28 protein-coding genes are annotated in these 23,603 nt (G+C 68.4%); 15 read left to right on the top strand and 13 right to left on the bottom strand.

Features of this window, described 5'->3' with window-relative positions; genetic code table 11:
- Positions 1 to 73 precede the first annotated feature (73 nt).
- The gene (locus tag ACFP3H_RS00460) at positions 74 to 1,012 is read right to left on the bottom strand and encodes a sulfurtransferase (RefSeq protein ID WP_378599565.1); all 939 of its coding nucleotides are present in this window, start codon (positions 1,010 to 1,012) and stop codon (positions 74 to 76) included.
- A 148-nt stretch (positions 1,013 to 1,160) separates the two neighbouring features.
- Between ACFP3H_RS00460 and ACFP3H_RS00455 the strand changes: the two genes are divergently transcribed.
- Positions 1,161 to 1,913 (top strand): helix-turn-helix transcriptional regulator, encoded by a 753-nt coding sequence (locus tag ACFP3H_RS00455; RefSeq protein WP_378597988.1) that lies wholly within the window; start codon positions 1,161 to 1,163, stop codon positions 1,911 to 1,913.
- Here the strand turns inward: ACFP3H_RS00455 and ACFP3H_RS00450 are convergent.
- The 3 genes from ACFP3H_RS00450 to ACFP3H_RS00440 all read right to left on the bottom strand — a co-directional run bounded on the left by ACFP3H_RS00450 (position 1,839) and on the right by ACFP3H_RS00440 (position 4,579).
- Entirely contained in the window at positions 1,839 to 2,474 is a 636-nt protein-coding gene (locus ACFP3H_RS00450) for a Maf family protein (protein WP_378597986.1), read from the bottom strand. The genes ACFP3H_RS00455 and ACFP3H_RS00450 overlap by 75 nt on opposite strands.
- A gap of 2 nt (positions 2,475 to 2,476) precedes the next feature.
- Complete coding sequence (locus tag ACFP3H_RS00445; RefSeq protein WP_378597984.1) at positions 2,477 to 2,800, bottom strand: acyl-CoA carboxylase subunit epsilon; 324 nt, start codon at positions 2,798 to 2,800, stop codon at positions 2,477 to 2,479.
- A 138-nt stretch (positions 2,801 to 2,938) separates the two neighbouring features.
- On the bottom strand, positions 2,939 to 4,579 hold the full coding sequence (locus tag ACFP3H_RS00440) for an acyl-CoA carboxylase subunit beta (RefSeq protein ID WP_378597983.1): 1,641 nt from the start codon (positions 4,577 to 4,579) through the stop codon (positions 2,939 to 2,941).
- Positions 4,580 to 4,749: 170 nt separating this feature from the next.
- Between ACFP3H_RS00440 and ACFP3H_RS00435 the strand changes: the two genes are divergently transcribed.
- A complete protein-coding gene (locus ACFP3H_RS00435; RefSeq protein ID WP_378597981.1) occupies positions 4,750 to 5,535 on the top strand; it encodes a biotin--[acetyl-CoA-carboxylase] ligase in 786 nt (261 codons plus the stop codon).
- A gap of 70 nt (positions 5,536 to 5,605) precedes the next feature.
- Here the strand turns inward: ACFP3H_RS00435 and ACFP3H_RS00430 are convergent, their stop codons facing one another.
- Positions 5,606 to 6,568, bottom strand: coding sequence for an acyl-ACP desaturase (locus tag ACFP3H_RS00430; protein WP_378597979.1), 963 nt, complete (start codon positions 6,566 to 6,568; stop codon positions 5,606 to 5,608).
- Between the two features lie 128 nt (positions 6,569 to 6,696).
- On the opposite strand from ACFP3H_RS00430, the gene ACFP3H_RS00425 reads away from it, so the two are divergent.
- The 3 genes from ACFP3H_RS00425 to ACFP3H_RS00415 are packed head-to-tail and all read left to right on the top strand — an operon-like array spanning position 6,697 to position 9,269.
- Positions 6,697 to 7,230, top strand: a complete 534-nt coding sequence (locus ACFP3H_RS00425) for a PH domain-containing protein (RefSeq protein WP_378597977.1) — start codon at positions 6,697 to 6,699, stop codon at positions 7,228 to 7,230.
- A gap of 29 nt (positions 7,231 to 7,259) precedes the next feature.
- On the top strand, positions 7,260 to 7,958 hold the full coding sequence (locus ACFP3H_RS00420) for a response regulator transcription factor (RefSeq protein WP_378597975.1): 699 nt from the start codon (positions 7,260 to 7,262) through the stop codon (positions 7,956 to 7,958).
- A gap of 3 nt (positions 7,959 to 7,961) precedes the next feature.
- Complete coding sequence (locus ACFP3H_RS00415) at positions 7,962 to 9,269, top strand: sensor histidine kinase (RefSeq protein WP_378597973.1); 1,308 nt, start codon at positions 7,962 to 7,964, stop codon at positions 9,267 to 9,269.
- Positions 9,270 to 9,271: 2 nt separating this feature from the next.
- On the opposite strand, the gene ACFP3H_RS00410 is transcribed toward ACFP3H_RS00415, so the two are convergent.
- Positions 9,272 to 9,814, bottom strand: coding sequence for a GtrA family protein (locus tag ACFP3H_RS00410; protein ID WP_378597971.1), 543 nt, complete (start codon positions 9,812 to 9,814; stop codon positions 9,272 to 9,274).
- Positions 9,815 to 9,853: 39 nt separating this feature from the next.
- Here ACFP3H_RS00410 and ACFP3H_RS00405 point away from each other — a divergent pair, with 39 nt between their 5' ends.
- Together ACFP3H_RS00405 and purE are read left to right on the top strand one after the other, a co-directional pair.
- Positions 9,854 to 11,077 (top strand): 5-(carboxyamino)imidazole ribonucleotide synthase, encoded by a 1,224-nt coding sequence (locus ACFP3H_RS00405; RefSeq protein ID WP_378597969.1) that lies wholly within the window; start codon positions 9,854 to 9,856, stop codon positions 11,075 to 11,077.
- Between the two features lie 141 nt (positions 11,078 to 11,218).
- Positions 11,219 to 11,725 (top strand): 5-(carboxyamino)imidazole ribonucleotide mutase, encoded by a 507-nt coding sequence (gene purE / locus ACFP3H_RS00400; RefSeq protein WP_378597967.1) that lies wholly within the window; start codon positions 11,219 to 11,221, stop codon positions 11,723 to 11,725.
- Positions 11,726 to 11,765: 40 nt separating this feature from the next.
- On the opposite strand, the gene ACFP3H_RS00395 is transcribed toward purE, so the two are convergent.
- Together ACFP3H_RS00395 and ACFP3H_RS00390 are read right to left on the bottom strand one after the other, a co-directional pair.
- On the bottom strand, positions 11,766 to 12,323 hold the full coding sequence (locus ACFP3H_RS00395) for a PIN domain-containing protein (RefSeq protein WP_378597965.1): 558 nt from the start codon (positions 12,321 to 12,323) through the stop codon (positions 11,766 to 11,768).
- Entirely contained in the window at positions 12,323 to 12,781 is a 459-nt protein-coding gene (locus ACFP3H_RS00390; RefSeq protein WP_378597963.1) for a helix-turn-helix domain-containing protein, read from the bottom strand. The genes ACFP3H_RS00395 and ACFP3H_RS00390 overlap by 1 nt, the downstream gene beginning before the upstream one ends.
- 184 nt (positions 12,782 to 12,965) lie before the next feature.
- On the opposite strand from ACFP3H_RS00390, the gene ACFP3H_RS00385 reads away from it, so the two are divergent.
- From ACFP3H_RS00385 to ACFP3H_RS00375, 3 genes are all read left to right on the top strand, one after another.
- Positions 12,966 to 13,625: a TetR/AcrR family transcriptional regulator gene (locus ACFP3H_RS00385; RefSeq protein ID WP_378597961.1), complete on the top strand. Its 660-nt coding sequence runs from the start codon at positions 12,966 to 12,968 to the stop codon at positions 13,623 to 13,625.
- A gap of 171 nt (positions 13,626 to 13,796) precedes the next feature.
- Positions 13,797 to 14,954, top strand: coding sequence for an acyl-CoA dehydrogenase (locus tag ACFP3H_RS00380; protein ID WP_378597959.1), 1,158 nt, complete (start codon positions 13,797 to 13,799; stop codon positions 14,952 to 14,954).
- Between the two features lie 247 nt (positions 14,955 to 15,201).
- Positions 15,202 to 15,876 (top strand): hypothetical protein, encoded by a 675-nt coding sequence (locus ACFP3H_RS00375; RefSeq protein ID WP_378597957.1) that lies wholly within the window; start codon positions 15,202 to 15,204, stop codon positions 15,874 to 15,876.
- 7 nt (positions 15,877 to 15,883) lie between these two features.
- Here the strand turns inward: ACFP3H_RS00375 and ACFP3H_RS00370 are convergent, their stop codons facing one another.
- On the bottom strand, positions 15,884 to 16,168 hold the full coding sequence (locus tag ACFP3H_RS00370; RefSeq protein WP_378597954.1) for a GNAT family N-acetyltransferase: 285 nt from the start codon (positions 16,166 to 16,168) through the stop codon (positions 15,884 to 15,886).
- Between the two features lie 174 nt (positions 16,169 to 16,342).
- Between ACFP3H_RS00370 and ACFP3H_RS00365 the strand changes: the two genes are divergently transcribed.
- On the top strand, positions 16,343 to 17,122 hold the full coding sequence (locus ACFP3H_RS00365) for a VOC family protein (protein WP_378597952.1): 780 nt from the start codon (positions 16,343 to 16,345) through the stop codon (positions 17,120 to 17,122).
- A gap of 89 nt (positions 17,123 to 17,211) precedes the next feature.
- On the opposite strand, the gene ACFP3H_RS00360 is transcribed toward ACFP3H_RS00365, so the two are convergent.
- Positions 17,212 to 18,537 (bottom strand): FAD-binding oxidoreductase, encoded by a 1,326-nt coding sequence (locus ACFP3H_RS00360; RefSeq protein WP_378599562.1) that lies wholly within the window; start codon positions 18,535 to 18,537, stop codon positions 17,212 to 17,214.
- Between the two features lie 395 nt (positions 18,538 to 18,932).
- Here ACFP3H_RS00360 and ACFP3H_RS00355 point away from each other — a divergent pair, with 395 nt between their 5' ends.
- Positions 18,933 to 19,244, top strand: a complete 312-nt coding sequence (locus ACFP3H_RS00355) for a hypothetical protein (protein ID WP_378597950.1) — start codon at positions 18,933 to 18,935, stop codon at positions 19,242 to 19,244.
- 56 nt (positions 19,245 to 19,300) lie between these two features.
- Complete coding sequence (locus ACFP3H_RS00350; protein WP_378597948.1) at positions 19,301 to 19,792, top strand: GtrA family protein; 492 nt, start codon at positions 19,301 to 19,303, stop codon at positions 19,790 to 19,792.
- A gap of 69 nt (positions 19,793 to 19,861) precedes the next feature.
- Here ACFP3H_RS00350 and ACFP3H_RS00345 read toward each other — a convergent pair whose 3' ends face one another.
- The 3 genes from ACFP3H_RS00345 to ACFP3H_RS00335 are packed head-to-tail and all read right to left on the bottom strand — an operon-like array spanning position 19,862 to position 21,791.
- Positions 19,862 to 20,503 carry a Type 1 glutamine amidotransferase-like domain-containing protein gene (locus ACFP3H_RS00345; RefSeq protein WP_378597946.1) on the bottom strand — a complete coding sequence of 214 codons (642 nt, stop codon included), beginning with the start codon at positions 20,501 to 20,503 and terminating at the stop codon, positions 19,862 to 19,864.
- On the bottom strand, positions 20,503 to 21,345 hold the full coding sequence (locus ACFP3H_RS00340) for a maleylpyruvate isomerase N-terminal domain-containing protein (RefSeq protein ID WP_378597944.1): 843 nt from the start codon (positions 21,343 to 21,345) through the stop codon (positions 20,503 to 20,505). Before ACFP3H_RS00340 ends, ACFP3H_RS00345 begins: the two co-directional genes overlap by 1 nt.
- Positions 21,342 to 21,791, bottom strand: a complete 450-nt coding sequence (locus ACFP3H_RS00335; RefSeq protein ID WP_378597942.1) for an HIT family protein — start codon at positions 21,789 to 21,791, stop codon at positions 21,342 to 21,344. The genes ACFP3H_RS00340 and ACFP3H_RS00335 overlap by 4 nt, the downstream gene beginning before the upstream one ends.
- Before the next feature lie 378 nt (positions 21,792 to 22,169).
- Between ACFP3H_RS00335 and ACFP3H_RS00330 the strand changes: the two genes are divergently transcribed.
- Together ACFP3H_RS00330 and ACFP3H_RS00325 are read left to right on the top strand one after the other, a co-directional pair.
- The gene (locus ACFP3H_RS00330; protein WP_378597940.1) at positions 22,170 to 23,288 is read left to right on the top strand and encodes a Re/Si-specific NAD(P)(+) transhydrogenase subunit alpha; all 1,119 of its coding nucleotides are present in this window, start codon (positions 22,170 to 22,172) and stop codon (positions 23,286 to 23,288) included.
- Complete coding sequence (locus tag ACFP3H_RS00325) at positions 23,288 to 23,590, top strand: NAD(P) transhydrogenase subunit alpha part 2 (protein ID WP_056818017.1); 303 nt, start codon at positions 23,288 to 23,290, stop codon at positions 23,588 to 23,590. Before ACFP3H_RS00330 ends, ACFP3H_RS00325 begins: the two co-directional genes overlap by 1 nt.
- Positions 23,591 to 23,603 lie beyond the last annotated feature (13 nt).

Here is a 23,603-nt window from a genome sequence, read left to right as displayed (position 1 = left end):
TGGCACTCGGCTAGCCCTACTGTCGGGTAGGTCGCAGGTCACACTACGCGGCGTCGGTAGTTGTGAACATGTTTCACATGAACTGATTCGCTGTGCCGGGCTCGGATCCCGCCGCTACCGGCAGCCGCACCGAGTTGCCCCATTCGATCCACGAACCGTCGTAATTGCGCACTGACCTGCGGCCGAGCAGGAAGGTCAGGACGAACCAGGTGTGGCTGGATCGCTCACCGACCCGGCTGTAGGCCACCAGATCCTGGGCGGGCATCGCCGCGTAGACCTCGTCGAGCTCGGCGCGCGGACGGAATCGGCCGTCGATGGTGAGCGCCCGGGTCCACGGGATGTTCACCGCGGTGGGCACGTGTCCGCCGCGCAGGGTCGTCGCCGGGCCCGAGGACGCGGCCGAGCGCAACCACGCGGGCCCGCGCACCGCGTCGGGCTCGGCCGGGGTGTCGTCGTGCTCGCCCGCGTACTCCGGCTCGGACCGCACGTCGACGAGCGGATCGCCCAGCCGCGCGAGCACCTGATCGCGGAACGCGCGCGCGACGGTGTCGTCACGCACGACCTCGGGGTATTCGCTCGGGATCGGGTAGGGCTGGTCGAAGGTGGTGTCGCGTTCCTCGGAGATCCAGGCGTCGCGGCCGCCGTCGAGCAGGCGCACGTCCTCGTGGCCGAACAGGGTGAAGATCCAGGCGGTGTGCGCGGCCTGGGCGTTGCCGCGATCGCCGTAGATCACCAGGGTGTCGTCGCGTTCGATGCCCTTGGCGCGCATCAGCGCGGTGAAGCGCGGACCGTCGATGTAATCGCGGGTCACCGGGTCGCTCAGGTCGCCACGCCAATCGATCTTGACCGCGCCCGGGACATGGCCGATGTCGTAGAGCAGGATGTCATCGTTGGACTCGATGATTCGCAAACCGCGCACGCCGATGTTTGCGGACAGCCATTCTGTGGTTACCAATCGATGCGGGACGGCGTAGGAACCGAAGGCGGGGTGCGGATCCGGGGCGACGGGCACGTTGTGGTCCTTCACGCGAGTGGGATGGGTGCGATCAGTGTGTACTCGCAGCCGATGGTAAGTGTGTGGTGGCACATCACGAATCGACACAATGGGCGAATAAAGCGCACGGATGTCCGATAAAGTCTCTGGAGAGGAGGGGTGAGCTATGTCGGATTCTTGGCCGCGACGGCGACTGCTCGCGATCCTACGTGCCGCCACCGAGCCCCTCGACGCCCAGGAACTCGCGCGGATGACCGGCCAACACGTCACCACGGTGCGATTCCACCTCGACGTGCTCACCCGCGAATCGCTGGTTCGCCAGTTCCAGCAACCCCCGCGCGGCCGCGGTCGCCCCCGCATCGGCTATCGCGCGGTGCAGCGCTCGGTGGGGTACCAGGAGCTCGCGCAGGTGCTGGCCGACCACCTCGGCCCCGACCCCGTCACCCGCTCGGCCGCCGCCGTGGCCGCCGGTCGCGCCTGGGGTTCGCGCGTCGACATCGGCGCCAAACCGGTGGAGACCCTCGCCGACGCCAGGGACATCACCATGTCGTTGATGTCGGAACTCGGGTTCGCGCCCGAGAAGGACCCCGCAGGCGACACGCCCGAACACGTGCAGATCAACCTCACCGCGTGCCCGCTGCGCGAACTGGCCCGCTCGCACGCCGAGGTGGTGTGCGGGGTGCACATGGGCCTCATGCGCGAAGTGCTCGAACGCAACGGCGCGCGCGGGCGTGTCGGGGTGCAGCTGCACCCGTTCGTGGAGCCGGAACTGTGTACCGCCCGGCTGGATCTGACCATGCCGCCCGAACGCGCCGCGCTCGACGAGCCCAGCGAACAGCAGGCCTCAGCGCCCCGCGTTCCGCCACAACTGCGTGACACCGACACCGACATCTTCGAGCAGCCTGCGCAACAGCGGTAGCCCGATCCCGATCACGCTGGACGGGTCACCCTCGATCCGGTCGACGAACCAGCCGCCCATCCCGTCGAGCGTGAAGGCCCCGGCGACCTGGAGCGGTTCGCCCGTGGCGATGTAGGACTCGATCTCGGCGTCCGTCGGCTTCGCGAAATGCACTGTGGTGCCGCTGCATTCGGCCGAATCGGCCACTACCTGGCCGTCGCGCAACCGCAGCACGCAGTGCCCGGTGAGTAGTTCCGCGCTGCGGCCCGCCATCGTGGCCCAGCGTTGCCGCGCCACCTCGGGGGTGTGCGGTTTGCCCTGCAACTGCCCGTCGACGAGCAGCATCGAATCACAGCCGACCACCACGCAGTCGTCGGCGAATTCGGGAATCGTCGCGGCGACGTCGAGCGCCTTGGCACGTGCCAGGGCGACGACGACGTCGCGGGGAGAGGTGTCGGCGGGCAGTGCCGCCGCCACCGCGTCCTCGTCCACGCCCGAGACCCGCACCACGGGGTCGACCCCCGCGGTGCGCAGCACCTCGAGGCGGGCGGGCGAGGCCGATGCGAGAACCAGCCTGGTCACCGTCAGCGCAGATGCGACAGCATCGGGTACACGTACGGCGAGAACGGGTTGGTGCCCCGGTGCAGCAGTGTCGAGTTGCCCCACGCGTCGGCGGGGCCGCTCGGACCGCTGTCGGCGGGCGCGTTGGCCGCCGCGGCGGTGAGCACCGCGACCAGGGCCGCGATGTCGGCGTCGGTGGGCGAGCCCTTGACGATGCGGAACAACGGTTCGCCCACGGCGTCGACGGGCGCTTCGACCACCGCGTCGATGGTGAGGTCGACCTGTTCGACGAGTGGTTCGACGACGAGCTCGAGCTCGGCGACTGTCAGAACGTCTTCTTCTGCCACAGTTGTCACAGTGCCAGATCCTTCCTGCACTTACTTCGCTTCACAGCGCGGTTGCCGCGATCATTCCCGGTCGAGCCGCGCCCGGCAATAGTTGTCCGCCACAATCAGTGTGCGCGGCTCTTCGGGAATATCGCGATTTCAGAGCGGAATGTTGCCGTGTTTCTTGGGGGGCAACGTCACCATTTTGCGCTCGAGCAGGCGCAGCGCCGACACGATCTGACCGCGGGTGTGCGAGGGCGGGATGACCGCGTCGACGTAGCCACGCTCAGCGGCCACGTACGGGTTCACCAGGGTGTCCTCGTACTCGTTCTGCAGCTCGAGGCGCAGGGCGTCGACATCGTCGCCGTTCTTCGCGGCCTCGGCCAGCTGCTTGCGGTAGACGAACCCGACGGCACCCGAGGCGCCCATCACGGCGATCTGCGCGGTCGGCCACGCCAGGTTCACATCGGCGCCCATGTGCTTGGAACCCATGACGTCGTAGGCGCCGCCGTAGGCCTTGCGGGTGATGATCGTGATCTTTCCCACAGTGGCCTCACCGTAGGCATAGAGCAGCTTCGCGCCACGGCGGATGATGCCGTTGTATTCCTGGCCGGTGCCGGGCAGGAAGCCGGGCACGTCGACCAGGGTGATGATCGGGATGTTGAACGCGTCGCAGGTGCGCACGAAGCGCGCGGCCTTCTCCGAGGCGTCGATGTCGAGACAGCCGGCGAACTGGGTGGGCTGGTTGGCGACGATGCCGACGCTGCGCCCGTCCACCCGACCGAAGCCGATGATGATGTTCATCGCGCGCTCGGCCTGCACCTCGAGGAACTCGTCGTCGTCGAGCAGGCGACGGATGACCTCGTGCATGTCGTAGGGCTGGTTCGGCGAGTCCGGGATGATCGAGTCGAGCTCGAGATCCTCCTCGGTGAGCGAGTCCTCGAGCGCGCCGTCGATCGGGTCGGTGGGGGCGTGGCGGGGGGACTCGGCGCGGTTGTTGCTCGGCAGGTAGCCCAGCAGTTCCTTGACGTAGTCGAGGGCGTCCTGCTCGCCGGAGGCCACGTAGTGGGCCACGCCGGACTTGACCATGTGGGTGTGCGCGCCACCCAGGTCCTCCATGGAGACCTCTTCACCGGTGACGGTCTTGATCACGTCGGGTCCGGTGACGAACATCTGCGAGGTCTGATCGACCATCACCACGAAGTCGGTGAGCGCGGGGGAGTACACGTGCCCACCGGCGGCGGCGCCCATGATCAGCGAGATCTGCGGGATCACGCCGGAGGCCTGCACGTTGCGGTGGAAGATCTCGCCGTAGAGGCCGAGGGAGACCACGCCCTCCTGGATGCGCGCGCCCGCGCCCTCGTTGATGCCGACCAGCGGGCGGCCGGTCTTGATCGCCAGGTCCATGACCTTGACGATCTTCTCGCCGTAGACCTCGCCGAGGGAGCCACCGAACACGGTGACGTCCTGGGAGAACAGGCACACGTCGCGGCCGTCGATGGTGCCGTAGCCGGTGACGACGCCGTCGCCGAGCGGGCGGTTGTGCTCGAGGCCGAAATTCACGCTGCGGTGCTTGGCGAGGGCATCGAGTTCGACGAAGGAGCCTTCGTCGACCAGGGCGAGGATGCGCTCACGCGCGGTCATCTTGCCCTTGGCGTGCACCTTGTCGACCGCGGTCTCACCCATCGGGTGTTGCGCTTCTTCCAGCCGATTCCGCAGATCAGCCAGCTTCCCGGCGGTGGTGTGGATATCGGGGGCGCCCGCCGAATCCGATGCGGGCTGCTGCTGGACACTCGTCATGGGTTGCGAGTGTAACGAGTGCCACCGCCGCGCACCACGGCAAGTCGGATTTCCGAGGCAGGAGAGAAACCGCAGCTAGGTGCGGCTGCGGCCGCGACGGTCACCACCGACAGCGGTGGTCGCGCGCCGTCGTGACGGTTCACTGTGCTCGCCCCGGTAGCGTGACCGGGATGACAAGGGCACCCATCGATGTATCGAGTCTGCGCGGTTCGCCGGGGCTGTCGTTCTACGAGCGGATCGACGTGGTGGAGTCGACCGGTTCGACCAATGCCGACCTCGTCGCCCGCGCGCAGGACCCCGCCGTCGACCGTCAGGCCCTGCTCGCCGAGGAACAGGTGAGCGGTCGCGGTCGGCACGCCCGCGCGTGGGTGAGTCCGCCGCGCGCGCAGATCTCGCTGTCGATCCTGGTGCGACTGCCCGGCATCGACCCCTCGGCGCTGGGTTGGTTGTCGTTGCTCACCGGGATCGCGGTGGTCGACGCGCTGCGCGGCACGGCCGGGGTGGCCCCGGAACTGAAGTGGCCCAACGATGTCCTGCTCGACGGCCGCAAGCTGGCGGGCATCCTGGCCGAGGTGGCGGTGACCGGCATCGCGCCCGCGGTGGTGGTCGGCATCGGCCTCAATGTCGATCTGGACCAGTCCGAACTGCCGGTGGCGCACGCGACCTCGCTGGCGCTGGCGGGGGGCGATACCGATCGGACCGCGCTGTCGGCCGCGATACTGGCCGAGTTCGCCCGTCGCTTCACCGCGTGGGAGCGCGCGGGGTGGGACACCACCGATCTGATCGCCGAGTACCGGAATCGGTGCGCCACCATCGGGATCGAGGTGCGTGCCGAACTGCCCGGCGGGACGGTGCTGACCGGGGTGGCCGGTGGGGTCGACGACACCGGGCGGCTGCTGATCGGTGAGCGCGCGGTCTCGGCGGGCGATGTGACCCACCTGCGCGGCCAGTACTGACCTCGGCGCGGTCGGCCGTCGCGGTGGTGCGACCGTAGCGGGCCCGACCGCGTGCCGGGCCCGCGTGCGGTCAGCGCACCGCCGCGGTCCGCCGCTCGGCCACCTCGCGCTCCCGCGCCAGCAGCCGATCGCGCTGCTCCTCGAACCGCAGCACGTCCTTGCCGAGCTTGTCGAGGAACAGCGCCAGCTCGTCGCGCGCCGCCTCACCCCGTGGTCCGAAGTCGTTGCGGTCGAAGATGTTCCACTGCTTGAGCACCGGCAGCACCACCTCGTCGAGGTGCTGGCGCAGGTCGTAGATCCCGTGCTTGGCCATCAGCGCGCCGTTGCGCCGCCAGTTGGGCATGCCCGCGCCCGGCATCCGGAAGTGGGTGAGCACCTTGGTGATCGCGGGCATCGCCTGATCGGGGGCCAGGTCGAGGGCCGCCGCGCACAGGTTTCGATAGAAGATCATGTGCAGGTTCTCGTCGGCGGCCACGCGGGCCAGCAGTTTGTCGGCGATCGGGTCGTCGCACACGCGGCCGGTGTTGCGGTGGCTGACCCTGGTGGCCAACTCCTGGAACGTCACGTACGCCACGTTCACCAGGAACCCGCCCCAGTTCGCTGGGGCGTGCGCACCCTGGGTCATGTGGATCATCCGCGCCTGTTCCAGCGCCACCGGGTCCACCCCGCGCGTCACGACGAGGTAGTCGCGGATCACGATGCCGTGGCGGTTCTCCTCGGCGGTCCAGCGCCCCACCCAGGTCCCCCAGGCGCCGTCGAGGGAGAAGTTCTCGGCGATCTCGCGGTGGTAGGAGGGCAGGTTGTCCTCGGTGAGCAGGTTGGTGATCATCGCCGCCTTGGCGACCTCGGTGAGCCCGGATTGTTCGGGCTCCCAATCGATTCCGCCCATCGCGGCGAAATTTCGGCCGAGTTCCCACGGCACGTAATCGTGCGGATTCCAGTCCTTGGCGATCGCGAGGTGACGGTTGAGATTCTGTTCGGCCACAGGTTCGAGGGCCGTGAGGATATCGAGCTGAGTCAGATCTTCGGTCACGCGTGCCTCCACTGTCGGTGTCGAGCAAGCAGATATGAGCAGAACCTGGCTTCTAGCGCGGCGTCGACAGTATCGCTTCGGCCGTGGCATCGAGAAATGCGGTGTGACAGCGCGGTATTGTCGCAGCCATGGGTTACCCGGAGGATGTCCTCGCGCCCGACGAGCAGTTGCTCCTGCACCGCCATCCGCACTGGAAGATGCTGGTGTGGCCGATCGTCCTCCTCATCGTCGTCACCGCCGTCGCCGGTTTCCTCGGCGGGGTGATCTGGCGCAATACCGACGGCCACGTGCGCACGGTGCTGCTGATCCTGCTCGGGCTGGCCTGGTTCGGGTTGATCGCCTGGCGGGTCGTCGCGCGCGTGATCGCTTGGAAGTCAACGCATTTCATCGTCACCGGGCGGCGGGTGCTGGTGCGCCAGGGCGTGATCACCCACACCGGCATCGACATTCCGCTCAGTCGCATCTCGAGCGTGCAGTTCCGGCACGGGCTGCTCGACCGCATGCTCGGCACCGGCACCCTGATCATCGGCTCCTCCTCCGAGGAGCCCCTCGAATACGACGACGTGCCCCAGGTGCAGCAGGTCCACTCGCTGCTCTACCACCAGGTGTTCGAGGCGGGCCGCTCCGCCAACGAGCAGTACTGGGGCGGCGGCTACCGGTGAGCTGCCCGGAAAACGCTTAACCTGTGCACATGACCGCAGTACTGCTGGCCGAAGACGACGAGGCGATCGCCGCACCCCTGTCGCGCGCACTGGGACGTGAGGGCTACACCGTCACCGTCGAACGCTTCGGCCCGGCGGTGTTGCGCCGAGCCCTCGAGGGCGATCACGATCTGCTGATCCTCGACCTCGGCCTGCCCGGCATGGACGGGCTCGAGGTGTGTCGGCAGGTGCGGGCCAGCGGCGCCGATCTGGCGGTGCTCATGCTCACCGCCCGCACCGACGAGGTCGACTTCGTCGTCGGGCTCGACGCGGGCGCCGACGACTACGTGGGCAAACCCTTCCGCCTCGCCGAACTGCTGGCCCGGGTGCGAGCCCTGTTGCGGCGCAGCGGAATCGGCGACGACGCGGTGGAGGTCGGCGCGATCCGGCTCGAACCGGCCGCGCGGCGGGTGCTGGTGAACGGGGCCGAGGTGAACCTGGCCAACAAGGAGTACGAGCTGCTCAAGGTCCTCATCGACCGGGCCGGTCAGGTGGTGCCGCGCGAGACCATCCTGCGCGAGGTCTGGGGCGACGCGGATCTGCGCGGTTCCAAGACCCTCGACATGCACATGTCCTGGTTGCGTCGCAAGATCGGCGACGAGGGCCAGATGGCCGAGCGTCGCATCGTGACCGTGCGCGGTGTCGGGTTCCGGCTCAACACCGACGGTCCCGCCGCGCACCGGGGCTGACGGGTGCGCCGCCGCATCCTGCGTTCGATCCTGACCGTGCTGACCATCACCACGATCGTGCTCGGCGTGCCGCTGATCTACACCGCGTGGCTGTGGGTCGAGGACATCACCCGCAACGACCTGCAGGGTCGCCTCGAGCAGATCGCCGACGAGGTGATCGGCCAGGAGGTCGGCAACGGTGTGGTGCCCGACGGTCTCGACGTGCGTTCGATCCGGGCGCTGGTCCCCGACGGGGGCCGCCTCACGATCGTCTACCCGGCCCCGCACGACAATGCCGCGCGCGCCGACGTGGGCGTCGAGCGGGTGAACGATCCGCTGGTCGAATCGCTGTCGATGGGCACCTCCGGCTCGCTGCGGCTCGAGGTCCCGGCCGGGCCGATGCACACCCGCCAGGCCCAGGCGGTGGCCGCCGTGGCCCTGGCCGTACTGGCCTCACTCGGCGCCGCGTTCTCGGTCGCGGTGGTGACCGCGCGTCGCGTCGCCGACCCCCTGCGTGATGTGGCCGCGCGCGCCGCCCGCCTGGCGATGGGCGACTTCCGCCCCGACCCGCGCCGCCACGGCATCGCCGAACTCGACCGCGTCTCCGATGTGCTCGACTCGGCCACCGTCGAGATCGCGGGCAGGCTGCAACGCGAGCACGCGCTGGTCGCCGACGTCTCCCACCAGCTGCGCAGTCGCCTGACCGCCGTTCGCCTTCGCCTCGACGAACTGTCCACCCACGCCGATCCCGAGGTGGTGCACGAGGCCGAGGAGGCGATGGCGCAGGTCGACCGGCTCACCGAGGCCATCGACGACCTGGTCCGCGCCTCGCGCGACGAGGACGCCGCCGACCGCGACCCGGTGCCGGTGATGGGGGAGTTGCGCGGGGTGGTCACCGAGTGGACCCACCCGTTCCACGAGGCGGGCCGCGAACTCGAGCTCATCGGCGACGAGTCCCTGCGCGCGCCGATCACCGGTTCCCGCCTGCGCGAGGCGGTCGCGGTGCTGATCGACAACGCCCTCATGCACGGCGGCGGCACCTGCACGATCTCGGTCCGCACGGTCCCCACGATGAGTTCACGCGATCCGCTGATCTGCGTGGAGGTGGCCGACGAGGGCGAGGGCGTGCGCGACGAACTCGCCCCGCACATCTTCGATCGCGGTTTCTCGGCGGGCGGCTCGACCGGTGTCGGGCTCGCCCTTGCCCGCGCGCTGGTCGAGGCCGACGGCGGTCGACTCGAACTCCAGCGCCGCCGTCCGGCCCTGTTCGCGGTCTTCCTCGGTTCCAAACTGCACCGCCCGCAGAACGCGACCCTGACCGAACCTCGCTGACGTCAGGCGCGGTCGAGGCGCTCCTGCTCGACCAGGTCTTCGAGTTCGGCCTCGATCTCGGCCATCTCGTCGGGGAACACCCACCGGCGCATCGCCCAGAACCGGAACGCCATCTGCAACAGATTGCCGATGATGAACGCGCTGAAGAAGTCGGCGACATTGGAGACCAGCATGCTCACATGCGGTGGGCGCAGATCCAGCACGTAGATCGAGATCCACAGCGGGAAGTTGCTCAGCGCCACCCCGACCGCGCTCACCCCGAAGAACAGCAGCGCCTCGTGGTGCTTCTCCCGGCCGCCGCGATTCTTGAACGACCACTCCCGGTTGAGGATGTAGGAGGCGATCACCGCCACCACGCCCGAGATGATCTTGGCTGTCAGCGGTTTGTCGCCGAGCACCGTGAGCTTGAGCAGATAGAACAGGCCGCTGTCGATGACGAACGTCGTCGCTCCGACCAGGGCGAATTTGATCAGCTCTGTATGCGTGATCGCGCTCGCACGCAGGCGCGGGGGTAAGACGTTGACCACGTCGTCGACGATTGACACGGGTTCTGAGTGTACCGGTCGCGAACATTCGCTTTCGACATGACAACATTGCACGACGTGAGTGCACGTTCATTCGATCCGTCCGCCATGCCCACCCTCACGATGGTCGGTGGGGGCCAGCTCGCGCGCATGACGCACCAGGCGGCGATCGCCCTCGGTCAGCGTCTGCGCGTGCTCGCGGCGAGCCCCGACGACCCGGCCGCGCAGGTCAGCCCCGACGTGGTGCTCGGCAGCCACGACGACCTGGCGGCGCTGCGCGAGGCCGCCCGCGGTTCGCACGCGCTGACCTTCGACCACGAGCACGTGCCGACCGAGCACCTCGAGGTGCTCGTCGCCGAGGGCGTGAACGTGGCGCCGCCGCCGCAGGCGCTGATCTTCGCCCAGGACAAGCTGGCCATGCGGCACAAGCTGTCCGCGCTGGGTCTGCCCGTGCCCGCGTTCGTCGAGGTCACCGCGCCCGCCGACGCCGTCGCCTTCGGTGACGCGCACGGCTGGCCGTTCGTGCTCAAGGCCGTGCGCGGCGGGTACGACGGCCGTGGCGTGTGGATGCCCGCCGACGCCGCCGAGGCCGAGCGCCTGGTCACCGACCAGCTCGCCCACGGTGTGCAGCTGCTGGCCGAGGCCAAGGTCGACCTGAAGCGTGAGCTGTCGGCGATGGTCGCGCGGTCCCCGTTCGGGCAGGCCGCGACCTGGCCCGTGGTGGAGACCGTGCAGCGCAACGGCCAGTGCGCCGTGGTGCTCGCGCCCGCCCCCGACCTCGACGAGGACCTGGCCGCGCGCGCGGAGACCATGGCACTGGAATTGGCCGCCGGGCTCGGTGTGGTCGGCGTCATGGCGGTGGAACTTTTTGAGACCCACGACGGCGAACTGCTCGTCAACGAGCTCGCCATGCGCCCGCACAACTCCGGGCACTGGGGCATGGACGGCGCCCGCACCGGCCAGTTCGAACAGCACGTGCGCGCGGTCCTGGACTACCCCCTCGGCGACACCACGCCGCTGGCCCCCGTCACCGTGATGGCGAACATCCTCGGCGCCGCCGAAGCGCCCACGATGTCGATGGACGAACGCCTGCACCACCTGTTCGCCCGCCTCCCCGAGGCCAAGGTCCACCTCTACGGCAAGGGCGAACGCCCCGACCGCAAGATCGGCCACATCAACATCCTCGGCGACGACGTCACCGAGGTCCGCGAGAAAGCCGAACGCGCCGCCACCTGGATGTCGACCGCCATCTGGACCGACGGCTGGGACCCCCACGGCGAATAGCCCGACCACCTAACCACCACGGGGTTTCGGCCGCCTCGCCGGCGAGGGGCGAGACGTAACGCCGAAGGCGAAGTATCGCCCCTCGGCGGTGAGGCCCCCAGGGCCGAAACCCCCGCGGCGCCAGCCGCAGAAAGGTAGAGCATGAGCACCAATGGACCCCAGGTCGGCCTGATCATGGGTAGCGACTCCGACTGGCCCACCATGGAAGCCGCCGCCGAGGCCCTCGCCGAATTCGGCATCCGCTTCGAGGTCGGCGTCGTCTCCGCCCACCGCACCCCCCAGCGCATGCTCGATTACGCCCGCGAAGCCGCCGACCGAGGCCTGAAGGTCATCATCGCCGGCGCGGGCGGCGCCGCCCACCTCCCCGGCATGGTCGCCTCCGCCACCCCCCTGCCCGTCATCGGCGTCCCCGTCCCCCTCAAATACCTCGACGGCATGGACTCCCTGCTCTCCATCGTCCAAATGCCCGCAGGCGTCCCCGTAGCCACCGTCTCCATCGGCGGCGCCCGCAACGCCGGCCTCCTGGCCGCCCGCATCCTCGGCACCTCCGACACCGCCCTGCGCACCCGCATGGAGCAGTTCCAAGCGGGGCTCGAGCAGATGGTCCTGGAAAAGGACGAGGCCCTACGCAACAAACTCCTGGGCTAGTAGGTCGCCTGGTAGTTCTTGACCGCCCCGCCGGATCACCTCAACAGCCTTCGCGCAGCGCCGCCACGGTCTCGACCAGCCCGGCACGCTCGAGTTCGTCGAGTACGTCTTCAGCGGTTTCGGGTGGATTGCGGCGGGCGTACGCGATCTCCTGGACGCATCCCCAGACGACTCGATCATCGAGGTCGATGAGGTCCAGCAGAAAGTCGTCCGGGCTCTTGGCGGCGACGTTCCAGGTTGCGATGTACTCGGCGGGGAAGTCTTTGAGATTCGACGTCACGATGACCTGGGCGCCGGACTTGATCGCGGCGGCGAGCACGTGGCGGTCGCCGGGATCGGGCAGTTTCAGAGTTTCGATCAGCGGTTCGTAGCCCTCGATCCGGCAGTCGGGAACAGCGGCCACGATCATTCGCCGAAGCAGCTCGATTTTCTCGGTCGGAATGTCGGGTCGCTTGGCTGCGAGGCTGCCCAGGGCCTCGTCGAGAATCTGGTCCGTCCATTTCGCCTGGACGACCTTGGCGCGGGCGAGGCGGATGAACAGGTCTCGAACTACGTTGCCGTAGAGAACATTCGCGTCATAGACGACGATGAACGCCATCAGAGGTCGAGTTCCTGTCCGAGGCGGGTGAGTTCGTCGGCGGCTGCTCGGCTGGTCGCCTCGCTGCGCTGGGCGTATGTCTTCAGGTCGTCGAAGCGGACGCGGCGGTGCCGACCGACCAGGCGAAACGGTAGCTCGCCGTTTTCCAACAGACTGACCAGATATGGCCGTGAGACATTCAGCATGTCGGCAGCCTGTTGGGTGGTCATTTCGGCATGTGAGGGAACGACCGATACACCCCGCCCCTCCGCTGCCTGCGCCAGGATGAACGCCAGCAGGCTGACGGCTTCCCGTGGCAGCGCCAGCGCCTCGTCACTGCCGATCTCGCCGGTGACCGGAATGAGCTCCTCGTCGGGGTGGCGCATGAGGTAGTCCTTGATCCGCCGCATGGCACGGTCGGCGACGGCGGCGTCGATCGCGCCGGGCTCGGTGCGTTTAGCCGATCGAATTCCAGACATCGTTGCCTCCTGTTCGGGTGCCGTGAAGCGCTGACCCTATTCGCAGTATACGAATTATTCGAAACAAGCGAAACGAAAATCGCGGGTGGGATCGAATTGCCCGCGCTCGGTGGCGCGGGTGGCTATGGGGTGTTGTTCGGCGTCAGGTGAAGGGGCGGTGGGGAGGTGACTACGGTTGACCCCCGTGGCACACGATGACGCGGCGCAGTTTCGGCTTACGGTGGTTGATCAGGCGTTGCGGTTGTTCGCCGAGCGGGGGTATGAGGCGACGACGGTGGATGAGATCGCGGTGGCGGCGGGGATTTCGCGGCGGACGTTCTTTCGGCAGTTCCGGTCGAAGGAGGATGTGATCTTCGCTGATCACGAGTTCCAGTTGGCCTCGGCGCAGGAGTTTCTCGCCGGGGTCGAGGGGGATGCGTGGGATGCGGTGTGCGAGGCCGTGATCGGGGTGTTCGAGCGGTTCACGCAGTGGCGTGACATCGCGGTGCGGCGCTATCAGGTAGTGCGGCGGGTGCCCGCGTTGCGTGAGCGCGAGATCGTCACGGTGTTCCGCTACGAGCGGTTGTTCACCGAGTTCCTGCGCGAGCGCCTGCCCGAGGTGCCCGATCTGGCGCGGGTGCAGTTCACCGCCGCGGTGACCGCCACCCACAACTACCTGCTGCGTCGGATGGTGCGCGGCGAGTCGGGTGCGTCGGTGGTCGATCTGCGTGCAGAACTGGATCTGATCCCGCGCGGCAGACCCGCTCGCACCGAGCCGGAGGAGCTGGTGGTGGCCGTGTTCCCGCGCGACATGCCGCCGCGCAAGCTGGCCGATCTCCTCGCCGCCCGCCTCGGTAGCCTGTGAGCGCCACACACCCAACCCCGCCCGAACAGTGACACTGAGTGCCACCCCCATATCCGCATGTAGCGACCGAGTGCGGCGCGTATAATCCTCCGTAGCTTGGCACTGCGTGCCGACGGACACCGCGCTGTGAGGACCGCAGCGATCACGACCACGACCAGGAGTGTGCCCCCGATGGCTGGAAACCCCGATTTCGACCTGTTCAAGCTCGAGGACTTCCACGACGAGCTGCGCGGCGCGATCCGTGGCCTCGCCGAGAAGGAGATCGCTCCCTACGCCAAGGACGTCGACGGCAATGCCCGCTTCCCCGAGGAGGCGCTGACCGCGCTCAACGCCGCGGGCTTCAACGCCGTGCACGTGCCGGAGGCCTACGGCGGCCAGGGCGCCGACTCGGTCGCCACCTGTATCGTGATCGAGGAAGTCGCCCGCGTGTGCGGCTCGTCCTCGCTGATCCCCGCCGTGAACAAGCTCGGCACCATGGGCATGATCCTCAACGGCTCCGAGGAGCTCAAGACCAAGGTCCTGGCCGACATCGTCAACGGCGAGATGGCCTCCTACGCGCTGTCCGAGCGTGAGGCCGGCTCCGACGCCGCCGCCATGCGCACCCGCGCCAAGGCCGACGGCGACGACTGGATCCTCAACGGCTCCAAGTGCTGGATCACCAACGGCGGCAAGTCTTCCTGGTACACCGTGATGGCGGTGACCGACGCCGACAAGGGCGCCAACGGCATCTCCTCGTTCCTGGTCCACAAGGACGACGAGGGCTTCGTGGTCGGCCCGCTCGAGCACAAGCTGGGCATCAAGGGTTCGCCGACGGCCGAGCTGTACTTCGAGAACTGCCGCATCCCCGGCGACCGCATCGTCGGCGAGCCCGGCACCGGTTTCAAGACCGCGCTGCAGACCCTCGACCACACCCGCCCGACCATCGGCGCGCAGGCCGTCGGCCTGGCACAGGGTGCCCTCGACGCCGCGATCGCCTACACCAAGGATCGCAAGCAGTTCGGCAAGTCGATCGCCAGCTTCCAGAACACCGAGTTCATGCTGGCCGATATGGCCATGAAGATCGAGGCCGCCCGCCTGATGGTCTACACCTCCGCGGCCCGCGCCGAGCGCGGCGAGAAGAACCTGGGCTTCATCTCCGCCGCCGCCAAGTGCTTCGCCTCGGATGTGGCCATGGAGGTCACCACCAACGCCGTCCAGCTCTTCGGCGGCGCCGGCTACACCACCGACTTCCCGGTCGAGCGCATGATGCGCGACGCCAAGATCACCCAGATCTACGAGGGCACCAACCAGATCCAGCGCCTGGTCATGGCCCGCCAGATCCTGCGCTGATCCTTTCTCCAGCAACGGTTTCCGCGGCCCCCCGAATTCGTTCGGGGGGCCGCGCTCGTTGTCGAGCCGGCAAGGCACGGCGTGTCTGAGTTGGGCGTCCGGTGGTGACGGCTGGGCCGCTGACGTCGAAATCTCGGGAAACGTTGGTAGATGACCCAAGTCGGGGTCATGGCGCGGACGGGGGCGGAAAGCCTCACTAGCGTTCGGCCGAGTGGTTCGGAGATTCCGGGTCGTGAGGTGGTCGAGGATGGCTGTGGTGGGGCGTGGTCGGTGGTTCGCGGTGGTGTCGGCCGGGGTGGTCGCGCTCGCCGGGTGTTCGGGGGGTGCGGAGCGGCCCGCGATCGTCGCGTTGACGTCGTTGCCTCGGTTGGCGGAGTACCCGGCGGGGTATTCGCTGCTCGAGCAGCCGGGCAGCATCAGTGCCGAGGATCCGGGGACGGCGATGCCGTTGACGTTCGTCGATGACCGGTGTCGGCCGGTGATCGAGAATCCGGTCGGTGCGGGGGCGCGGGAATCGGTCGCCTCCGGCACCAATCCGGCGGTGTTCCTGGTGCAGATCGTCGAATCCGACCTGGCGATCGCCGAGCTGACCGACCTCGTGCGGCGGTGCGCCGACGTCGAGGCGACATCGGGCAACAGCACCCTGCGGATGACGGTGGCCCCGGCGAACGTGCCGAAAACCGTTGCGGCGGAAAGCATCGCGATCCGAACGACGGGAACCCAGGAGAAGCGCGTCGGCGATGCCGAGCCGACGCGGACCCCGATCGCCCAGCAGCGCTTCCTGGCCCGCGTGGGCAACTACGTCCTCTCGGCGCTGGTGATGCTCTCACCGATGCCCGAGCAGGGTCTGGCTGCCGAACTCGACGTGCTGGCCCGGGTCTTCCAGATAGCGGTCGACCGGCTGACCGCCGAGACCCGGTGACTTCGAATTACGGTACGAGCCCGGCGTATTCGGGGTGCTCGACGATGTACTTCTCCACGTACCAGCAGGTCGGGATGACCTTGAAGCCGTGTTCGCGGGAGTCGTCGAGCCCGAATTTCACGACCTCGGCGGCCACCCCGCGCCCTCGGAACTCGGGGAAGGTCATGGTGTGGTGGAAGTCGCGGATCTCGAGGTCGTCGCGCTGGGCGTAGTCGGCGTATCCCGCGAGGACGTCGTCGTGGTAGATCTCGTAGCGGGTGTCGGCGATGTTGTGCTCGAGCCTGGTGGTCATGGTTGGGATGGTAGTGGGTCGATGCGGTCCACCCGGAGTGTTGCTGTGAAGTAGCAATATTCCTGTTGGCGGGGCGGGTGTGAGGGCCGAGGTCTGTCGGTGCGCGGTGTTTAGATGGGCGATGTGCCGGTCGACTGGCCGGTCTTTCCACGCATCGCCAAGGAGGACACTTTCATGTCAACCCGTGATAGCGCTTGGGCGTCGGGCACGCCGTGTTGGGTCGACGTCCAGGTCGACGACACCACCGCCGCCCGCAATTTCTACAGCACCCTGTTCGGCTGGGAGATCCAGGACGCCGGTCCCGACTCGGGTGGCTACCTGATGGCAACCCTGAACGGGCGCGCGGTCGCCGGCATCGGGCCCAAGCAGTCCGCGTCCGCCCCCTCGGCCTGGGTCACCTACATCTCGGCCGATGATGTCGACGCGGTCGCGGGCCAGATCGCCGCGGCGGGCGGCTCGGTGCCGATGGCGCCGATGGACGTGGGCGAGGCCGGCCGCATGGCCATCGCCGCCGATCCCGGTGGCGCGATCTTCGGTCTCTGGCAGGCGGGCAAGAGCATCGGCGTGGAGATCGTCAATGTCGACGGCGCCCTGACCTGGAACGACCTGCACACCACCGAGTACAAGGCCGCGCAGGACTTCTACAAGAAGATCTACGACTACACCTACACCGAGGTCGGCGACGGCAAGGAGGTCGTCTACTCGATCTTCGGTATCCCGCAGGCCCCCAAGGAGCGCGTCGGCGGCGTCGCGCAGGCCCCGAAGCTCGACACTCCGCCGTACTGGCTGGCCTGGTTCCAGGTCGGCGATGTCGACGCCACCATCAAGACGGCGACCGAGCTCGGCGCGAAGGTCGTGCTGCCCGCGAAGACCAGCCCGACCGGTCGCGCGGGTGTGCTGCGCGCCCCGCAGGGCGAGGTGTTCAGCGTGGTGGACCGGGCGACGACCTCCTAGACCGGTACATCATGGCGGGGTAGCCGCCGCCGGTCGCGCCGAGGCGGCAACCTCCTCGGCGCGTCGGCGGCGGTGCCCCGAGTCGACTTCTACAGCACCGCACCGGGATTGAGAATCCCGTCCGGATCGAGCGCGTCCTTGATCCGCCGCGTCAACGCCATGACCTCGGGCCCCACCTGATCGGGCAGCCACGCCTTCTTCAATCGCCCCACCCCGTGTTCTCCGGTGATGGTGCCGCCGAGCGCGATGGCCAGGTCCATGATCTCGCCGAAGGCGCGGTGGGCGCGCGCGGTGTTGTCGGGGTCGGTGGGGTCGTGCACGATCAGCGGGTGGGTGTTGCCGTCGCCCGCGTGCGCGATGACCGAGACGAGCACGTCATTGCGCGCGCCGATGGCGGCGACGCCGGTGATCAGGTCGCCGAGTCGGGGCAGTGGCACGCCGACGTCTTCGAGCAGCAGTGGCCCGATCTTCTCCACCGCCGGGATCGCGAATCGCCGTGCGGCGGTGAACGCTTCCCCTTCGTCGGGATCGTCGGTCGCGAAAACCTCGGTCGCCCCGGCTTTCTCGCACAGCCCCAGCATCACCTGCGCTTCGTGCGCGGCGAACTCGCCCGGTGCGTCCGAGCGGGCCACGAGCAGCGCGGCGGCCGAACGATCCAGCCCCATCCGCATCTCGTCCTCGACCGCGTTGATCGCCACGCTGTCCATGAACTCGAGCATGGCCGGGCGCAGGGTCGAGGTGATCGCGAGGATCGCGTCGGTCGCGGCGGTGAGCGAGCCGAAACTCGCCACGACGGTCGACTGCGGCGGTTGCGCGGGCAGCAGCCGCAGGGTCAGTTCGGTGATCACCCCCAGCGTCCCCTCGCTGCCGACGAACAGCTTGGTCAGCGACAACCCCGCCGAATCCTTGAGCCGGGGCCCGCCGAGCCGCACCACGGTCCCGTCGGCCAGCACCACCTCCATGCCGAGCACGTAATCGGTGGTCACGCCGTACTTCACACAGCACAGCCCACCCGCGTTGGTGGCCGCGTTCCCGCCGATCGAACAGATCTCGAACGAGGACGGATCCGGCGGATACCACAGCCCTTGCGCCGCGACCGCCCGCTTCACCTCGGCATTGAGCAACCCCGGCTGCACCACCGCCGTCCGCGTCACCGCGTCGACCCGGATCTCCCGCATCAACTCGGTACTCACCACGATCCCGCCGTCGACCGCCGTAGCCCCACCCGACAACCCCGACCCGGCCCCCCGAGGCACCACCGGCACCCGATGCGCCGCCGCCCACCCCACCGCCGCCGCCACATCGGCCGTACTCCGAGCCCGCACCACCGCCACCGGCGTCCCCGCCGCCGGATCCCGAGCCCAATCCTGCCGATACCCCACCAGCACATCAGGATCCACCACCACCGCCCCCACCGATACGCAGGAAACCAACCCCCCGAGGTCCACACCGCATTCGTCCACCCACCCACGCTAACTCCCGCACCCCCACTCCCGTGGCCACTCGGCGCTGGTCGCGTGATCACCACGCTCTCAGGTACGCATCGACCGGAAATTCGACCACCAGCGCGTGGTGATCAAGTGACCAGGTGTGATGTGTATCCGAACAAGTCAATTTCCGCATGATTGTGATCTGGCGCGTTCGGGTGGTGTATACGGCGTCGAATCCGTCATGATGCGGGGACAGGGTGTGTTCGACGGTGAATCACGTCGCTGCCCAGCGCGTTTCGAGTTCCGCTCCAGGGTGCGCGTGCCTGCGCATTTATCCCGCGACGTCTATGCGTCGCACCGTTTTTCGCAAGGAGGACCGGATGATGAAGGAACCGCAGGGCCGCAGTGAGCTGGTGGGCGCACTCTTGGCCGCCGAGTTCGCCGACGCGGGCATCGACATCGAGGCGATGCGCCGCGTCTACCTCGGCGCGCACGACGAATGGGCGCAGGCCCTGGAGACGACCGGCGTGTTCGGGCTGCGCGCCCTCGCCGAGATCACGAAGAGCTGGGCCGCCGACCCGCGCCTGCTGCGTGACGCGCTGCTCGCCGACGCCGACGAGCTCACCCGCCGCCGCTGTCATGCCGCGTGGACGTCCTTCGAGACCCGTCCGATCGCCGCGGTGGGCGGCTAGCGGCGACTTCGCCCGCTGCTCACCTGCGCGTCACCTGCCGCTGGCAGGCTGGCCGGGTGGAACATGCGAGCGTCACCGAGTCGGTGGCAGACCGGTTCACGCGATGGTGCGAAGCGGTCGTGGCCCGGCTGCCGTGGGGCCTTGACCGGTACGTGCCCGCGACGTTCCTCGGGTTCGCGCTGATCAACAGCTTCACCTTCGGCGTGGACCTGCTGTTGCTCACGCTGCTGCACAGCGGCCTCGGGGTGGCGCTGTGGTTGTCGATCACGCTCGCCTATATCGCGGCGTTCGGGCTGAGCTTCGTGCTCAACCGCACCTTCAACTTCCACTCGCACGCGCCGATGGGCAAGCAGGCCGCGGTGTACGCGGTGGTGATCGTGGTGAACTACCTGGCGTTCATCCTCGGCGTCGGCTCGGGACTCACCGCGCTCGGCCTGGAATACCACCTGGCCAGGGTGCTCGCGGGGGGTTGCGAGGCCGTGTACATGTATTGCGCGATGCGCTGGATCGTCTTCGGTCGCACGCTGTCGACGGCGAACTCGCGGTAAGGCGCGGCTCAGTGCGCCGGTTCGACCCGGTAGTGCCGCGATCCCCCCGCACTGGGCTGCGGCGACCGTTCAGGCCCGCAGCACCTCGGTGCGGTCGCCGTCGACCAGCACGACATCGCGGTCGGTGAGCGCCCAGTGTGGCGTTCCGTCGGCCACGTAGCGCGCCAGCATCGCGGCCGACTCACCGTCGGGGTCGGTGGGGGAGTCGAGGTGCACCACGAGGTGTCGATCCACCAATCCCAGTCCGTCCCACCGCGGTTCGACCCCCGTGGCGGGCAGCACCTCGGCCGGATCGTCCATGGTTTCCAACCCGTGCAGGTCGGGCCCGAGCAAACAGGCTCCCGCGCTGTAACCCGCATAGACGAGCGCGTCCTCGCGCACCAGCCGCGCCAGCACGGAATCGGCTCCGCTGCGGGCGAATTGGGCCCGCAGCACGAACGTGTTCCCGCCGCGCACCCACACCATCGGAAACTCGCGCAGGTCCCGCTCCAGGCGTTCGGGTTCCCCGACGTACTCGCGCAGATCGAGCACCTCCGGCGAATACCCGTGCTGCCGAAGGGGAACCACGTCGCTGGTCACCGCCGAGGACCACATCCGCGGCCACGCGTCACACGCGTTCGGAATCACCGCGACGCGCCCCGGCGTCCCGACCAGTCCCGCCAGTCGATCCGCGAACTCCCCGAACCGGTACGACGCCAGGAACAGGCGCATCAGATCGTGAACGCCAGATTCCGCACGAGCCGCTCACCGAGGACGGTATCGCCTTCGAGCACCACCTCGCCCGGATGCGCGTCCACCGTGGTTCGACCGCCCCGCAGCCGCGCGAAAAGCCCTGAGTCCAACCGGATTACCGCCGACGGCTCACCCGGCGCCGTGTCGAGCACCGACCCGCGTCCGCCCGCCACCGCGAGGTGGACCTGCCGGGTCACCGGCCCGGTGAGGTCCAGCGTGATCAGCGAACCGTCGGGCGCTTTGGCCCCCTTGACCACCGCGCGCCCGAGCCCGAGCGTGAGTTCGGTGAACGCCGCCTCGGCCCGCGCCCCACCCTCGGTGACGCTGCGTCCGATCCCGTCGGCGAGGTCGAGTTCGTGCATCCAGCAGTCGAACAGCCGCACCCGCATGAACCGCCCGTAGGCCACCTGCCCGACCGGGGAGACCGTCGTGGCGGCCCAGGCGTCGTCGTCCATGGCGGCCAGGGCGGCGCGGCGGCGGTCGGTGGTCTCGTCGAACAGCGCGAGCAGGCGTTTGCCCGAGAGCGGGCGCAACCGGTCGACCCAGATCTCGTTGAGCACCGCGATCTCGTTGCGCACATGCGGCAGCGTGCGCACATCGGCCTTGGGGCGCAGCGGATCGTGCGGCGGCGGGGTCTCGCCGAGCAGCCAGGATTCGGTGCCGATGAGGTGCGCGACCACGTCGAACAGGGTCCAGCCGGGCAGCGGGGACGGTCGGCGCCAGGCCTTCTCGTCCAGGTCGGCCACGAGTAGGCCGATGACCTCCCACTGTTCGGCGAGCAGGTCGGTGAGTTGTTCGCGACCCGGCGTCGGCTCGGTCATCCCTGTGCTCCTTGATCGCTCTGTTCGAGCGCGGTGATGCCCGCGCGGATCGCCGCCGCGGTCGACCGCGGTTCGTGGGGGCGACGCAGCAGGAAGCCCTTGGCGAAGCTGAGTTTGTCGCCGTGGCGGCGGGGGACCACGTGCAGGTGGACGTGGCCGACGGTCTGGAAGGCGGCGGTGCCGTCGTTGAGTATGAGATTGGCGCCGTCGCTGGCCAGTCCGCTCACCCGCAGCGCGCGGGCGAGGCGGTGGCCGGTGCGGAAGAGTCGGGCGCCGAGATCGGGGTCGAGATCGACGAGTTCGGTCGCGTGGACCTTGGGCACGATCAGCGTGTGACCACGGGTGATGGGGCGGATATCGAGGAACGCGCACACCGCGTCATCGGAGTAGATCATGGTCGCCGGTGCGGTACCCGCCACGATCGAACAGAAGACGCAGTCGTTCACGGCCTCGACCCTACGGTGTGAGCTGGGTCGCGCAACAGCCCTGACGGTGCTGGGTTCCCGAGGCGGGTCACGTATCGTCCGATTCGACCGAGCGCGACCCGGAGCCGGTCTTGTGCGCCCCTACCAGCGGCGACATATCTGAGCGCGGGCACTGATCGGTGCCCGCCGGATCGAGAGAACCCGTTGTCACGGCTGATCAGGTCCGAGGTGTCCGTTTTGTGGTCCTCGGTCCAGTTCTCGGTTGTGACGGGCATCTCGGCTAGGCTCACCGCGAGCCGAGTACAGTTGCCAGGATTTCAGCTGAAGCTACTCACGGGTAACGTCGGCTGACCCGTTGTTCCCAGGCTCGAAGCCAGCACGAAGAAGGAAGTCTGACTAGTGGAGACAACGCAAAACGTGGGCGAGGGATCGCCGCGCGGAGCGCGTGTCGGAGTCGTTCGCGAGTCCGGCCCGGGTGAGCGGCGAGTCGCTGTGGTGCCCAAGATCATTCCCGCCCTGTCCAAGCAGGGTGTCGAGGTGATCGTGGAAGCCGGTGCGGGTCTCGGCGCGCTCATTCCCGACGCTGCCTATGTCGAGGCGGGTGCGACCATCGGTGATCCGTGGTCGGCCGAGGTCGTCGTCAAGGTGGCCCCGCCCAGCGATGCCGAGGTGGCCAAGCTGTCCGCCGGGCAGACGCTGATCGGATTCCTCGCCCCGCGTAATGCCGAGAACCAGATCGGCGCGTTGAAGTCCGCCGGTGTGCAGGCGTTCGCGGTCGAGGCGATTCCGCGCATCTCGCGCGCGCAGGTGATGGACGCGCTGTCCTCGCAGGCCAACGTGGCCGGCTACAAGGCCGTGCTGCTCGCCGCCTCGGAGTCGACCCGGTTCTTCCCGATGCTCACCACCGCCGCGGGCACCGTCAAGCCGGCCACCGTGCTGGTGCTCGGTGTCGGTGTCGCCGGTCTGCAGGCGCTGGCCACGGCCAAGCGGCTCGGCGGTCGGACCACCGGTTACGACGTGCGACCCGAGGTCGCCGATCAGGTGCGTTCGGTCGGCGCGCAGTGGCTGGACCTGGGCATCGACGCCGCCGGTGAGGGTGGGTACGCCCGCGAACTCACCGACGAGGAGAAGGCCCAGCAGCAGCAGGCGCTCGAGAACGCCATCAAGGGTTTCGACGTGGTGATCACCACCGCGCTGGTGCCGGGTCGTCCCGCGCCGCGTCTGGTCACCGCCGCCGCTGTCGAGGGCATGAAGCCCGGCAGTGTGATCGTCGACCTGGCCGGCGAGACCGGTGGTAACTGTGAGCTCACCGAGCCCGGCGAGATCGTCGTCAAGCACGAGGTGACCATCGCCTCGCCGCTGAACCTGCCCGCCTCGATGCCCGAGCACGCTTCCGAGCTGTACTCGAAGAACATCTCGGCGCTGCTGGAACTGATGCTGGTCGAGGGCAAGCTCGCGCCCGACTTCGAGGATCAGGTGCTGGCGGATTCCTGCGTCACCCGTGAGGTGGAAGCCTGATGTACACCGAACTTCTCGCCAATATCGCGATTCTCGTCCTGTCCGGCTTCGTCGGCTTCGCGGTCATCTCCAAGGTCCCCAACACCCTGCACACCCCGCTGATGTCGGGCACCAACGCCATTCACGGCATCGTCGTGCTCGGCGCGCTGGTGACGCTGGGCAATGTCAAGGACCCGTCGCTGCTGGTGCAGGTGATCCTGTTCGTCGCGGTGGTGTTCGGCACGCTGAACGTCATCGGCGGCTTCGTGGTCACCGACCGCATGCTCGGCATGTTCAAGGGTAAGAAGAAGGCGGCCGAGTGATGCACGCAGTCGA

It is taken from the genome of Nocardia lasii, from assembly GCF_042658545.1.
GTDB lineage: Bacteria > Actinomycetota > Actinomycetes > Mycobacteriales > Mycobacteriaceae > Nocardia > Nocardia lasii.
The sequence above is the reverse complement of the archived record's forward strand: the minus strand, read 5'-3'. Positions and strand labels throughout refer to the sequence as shown.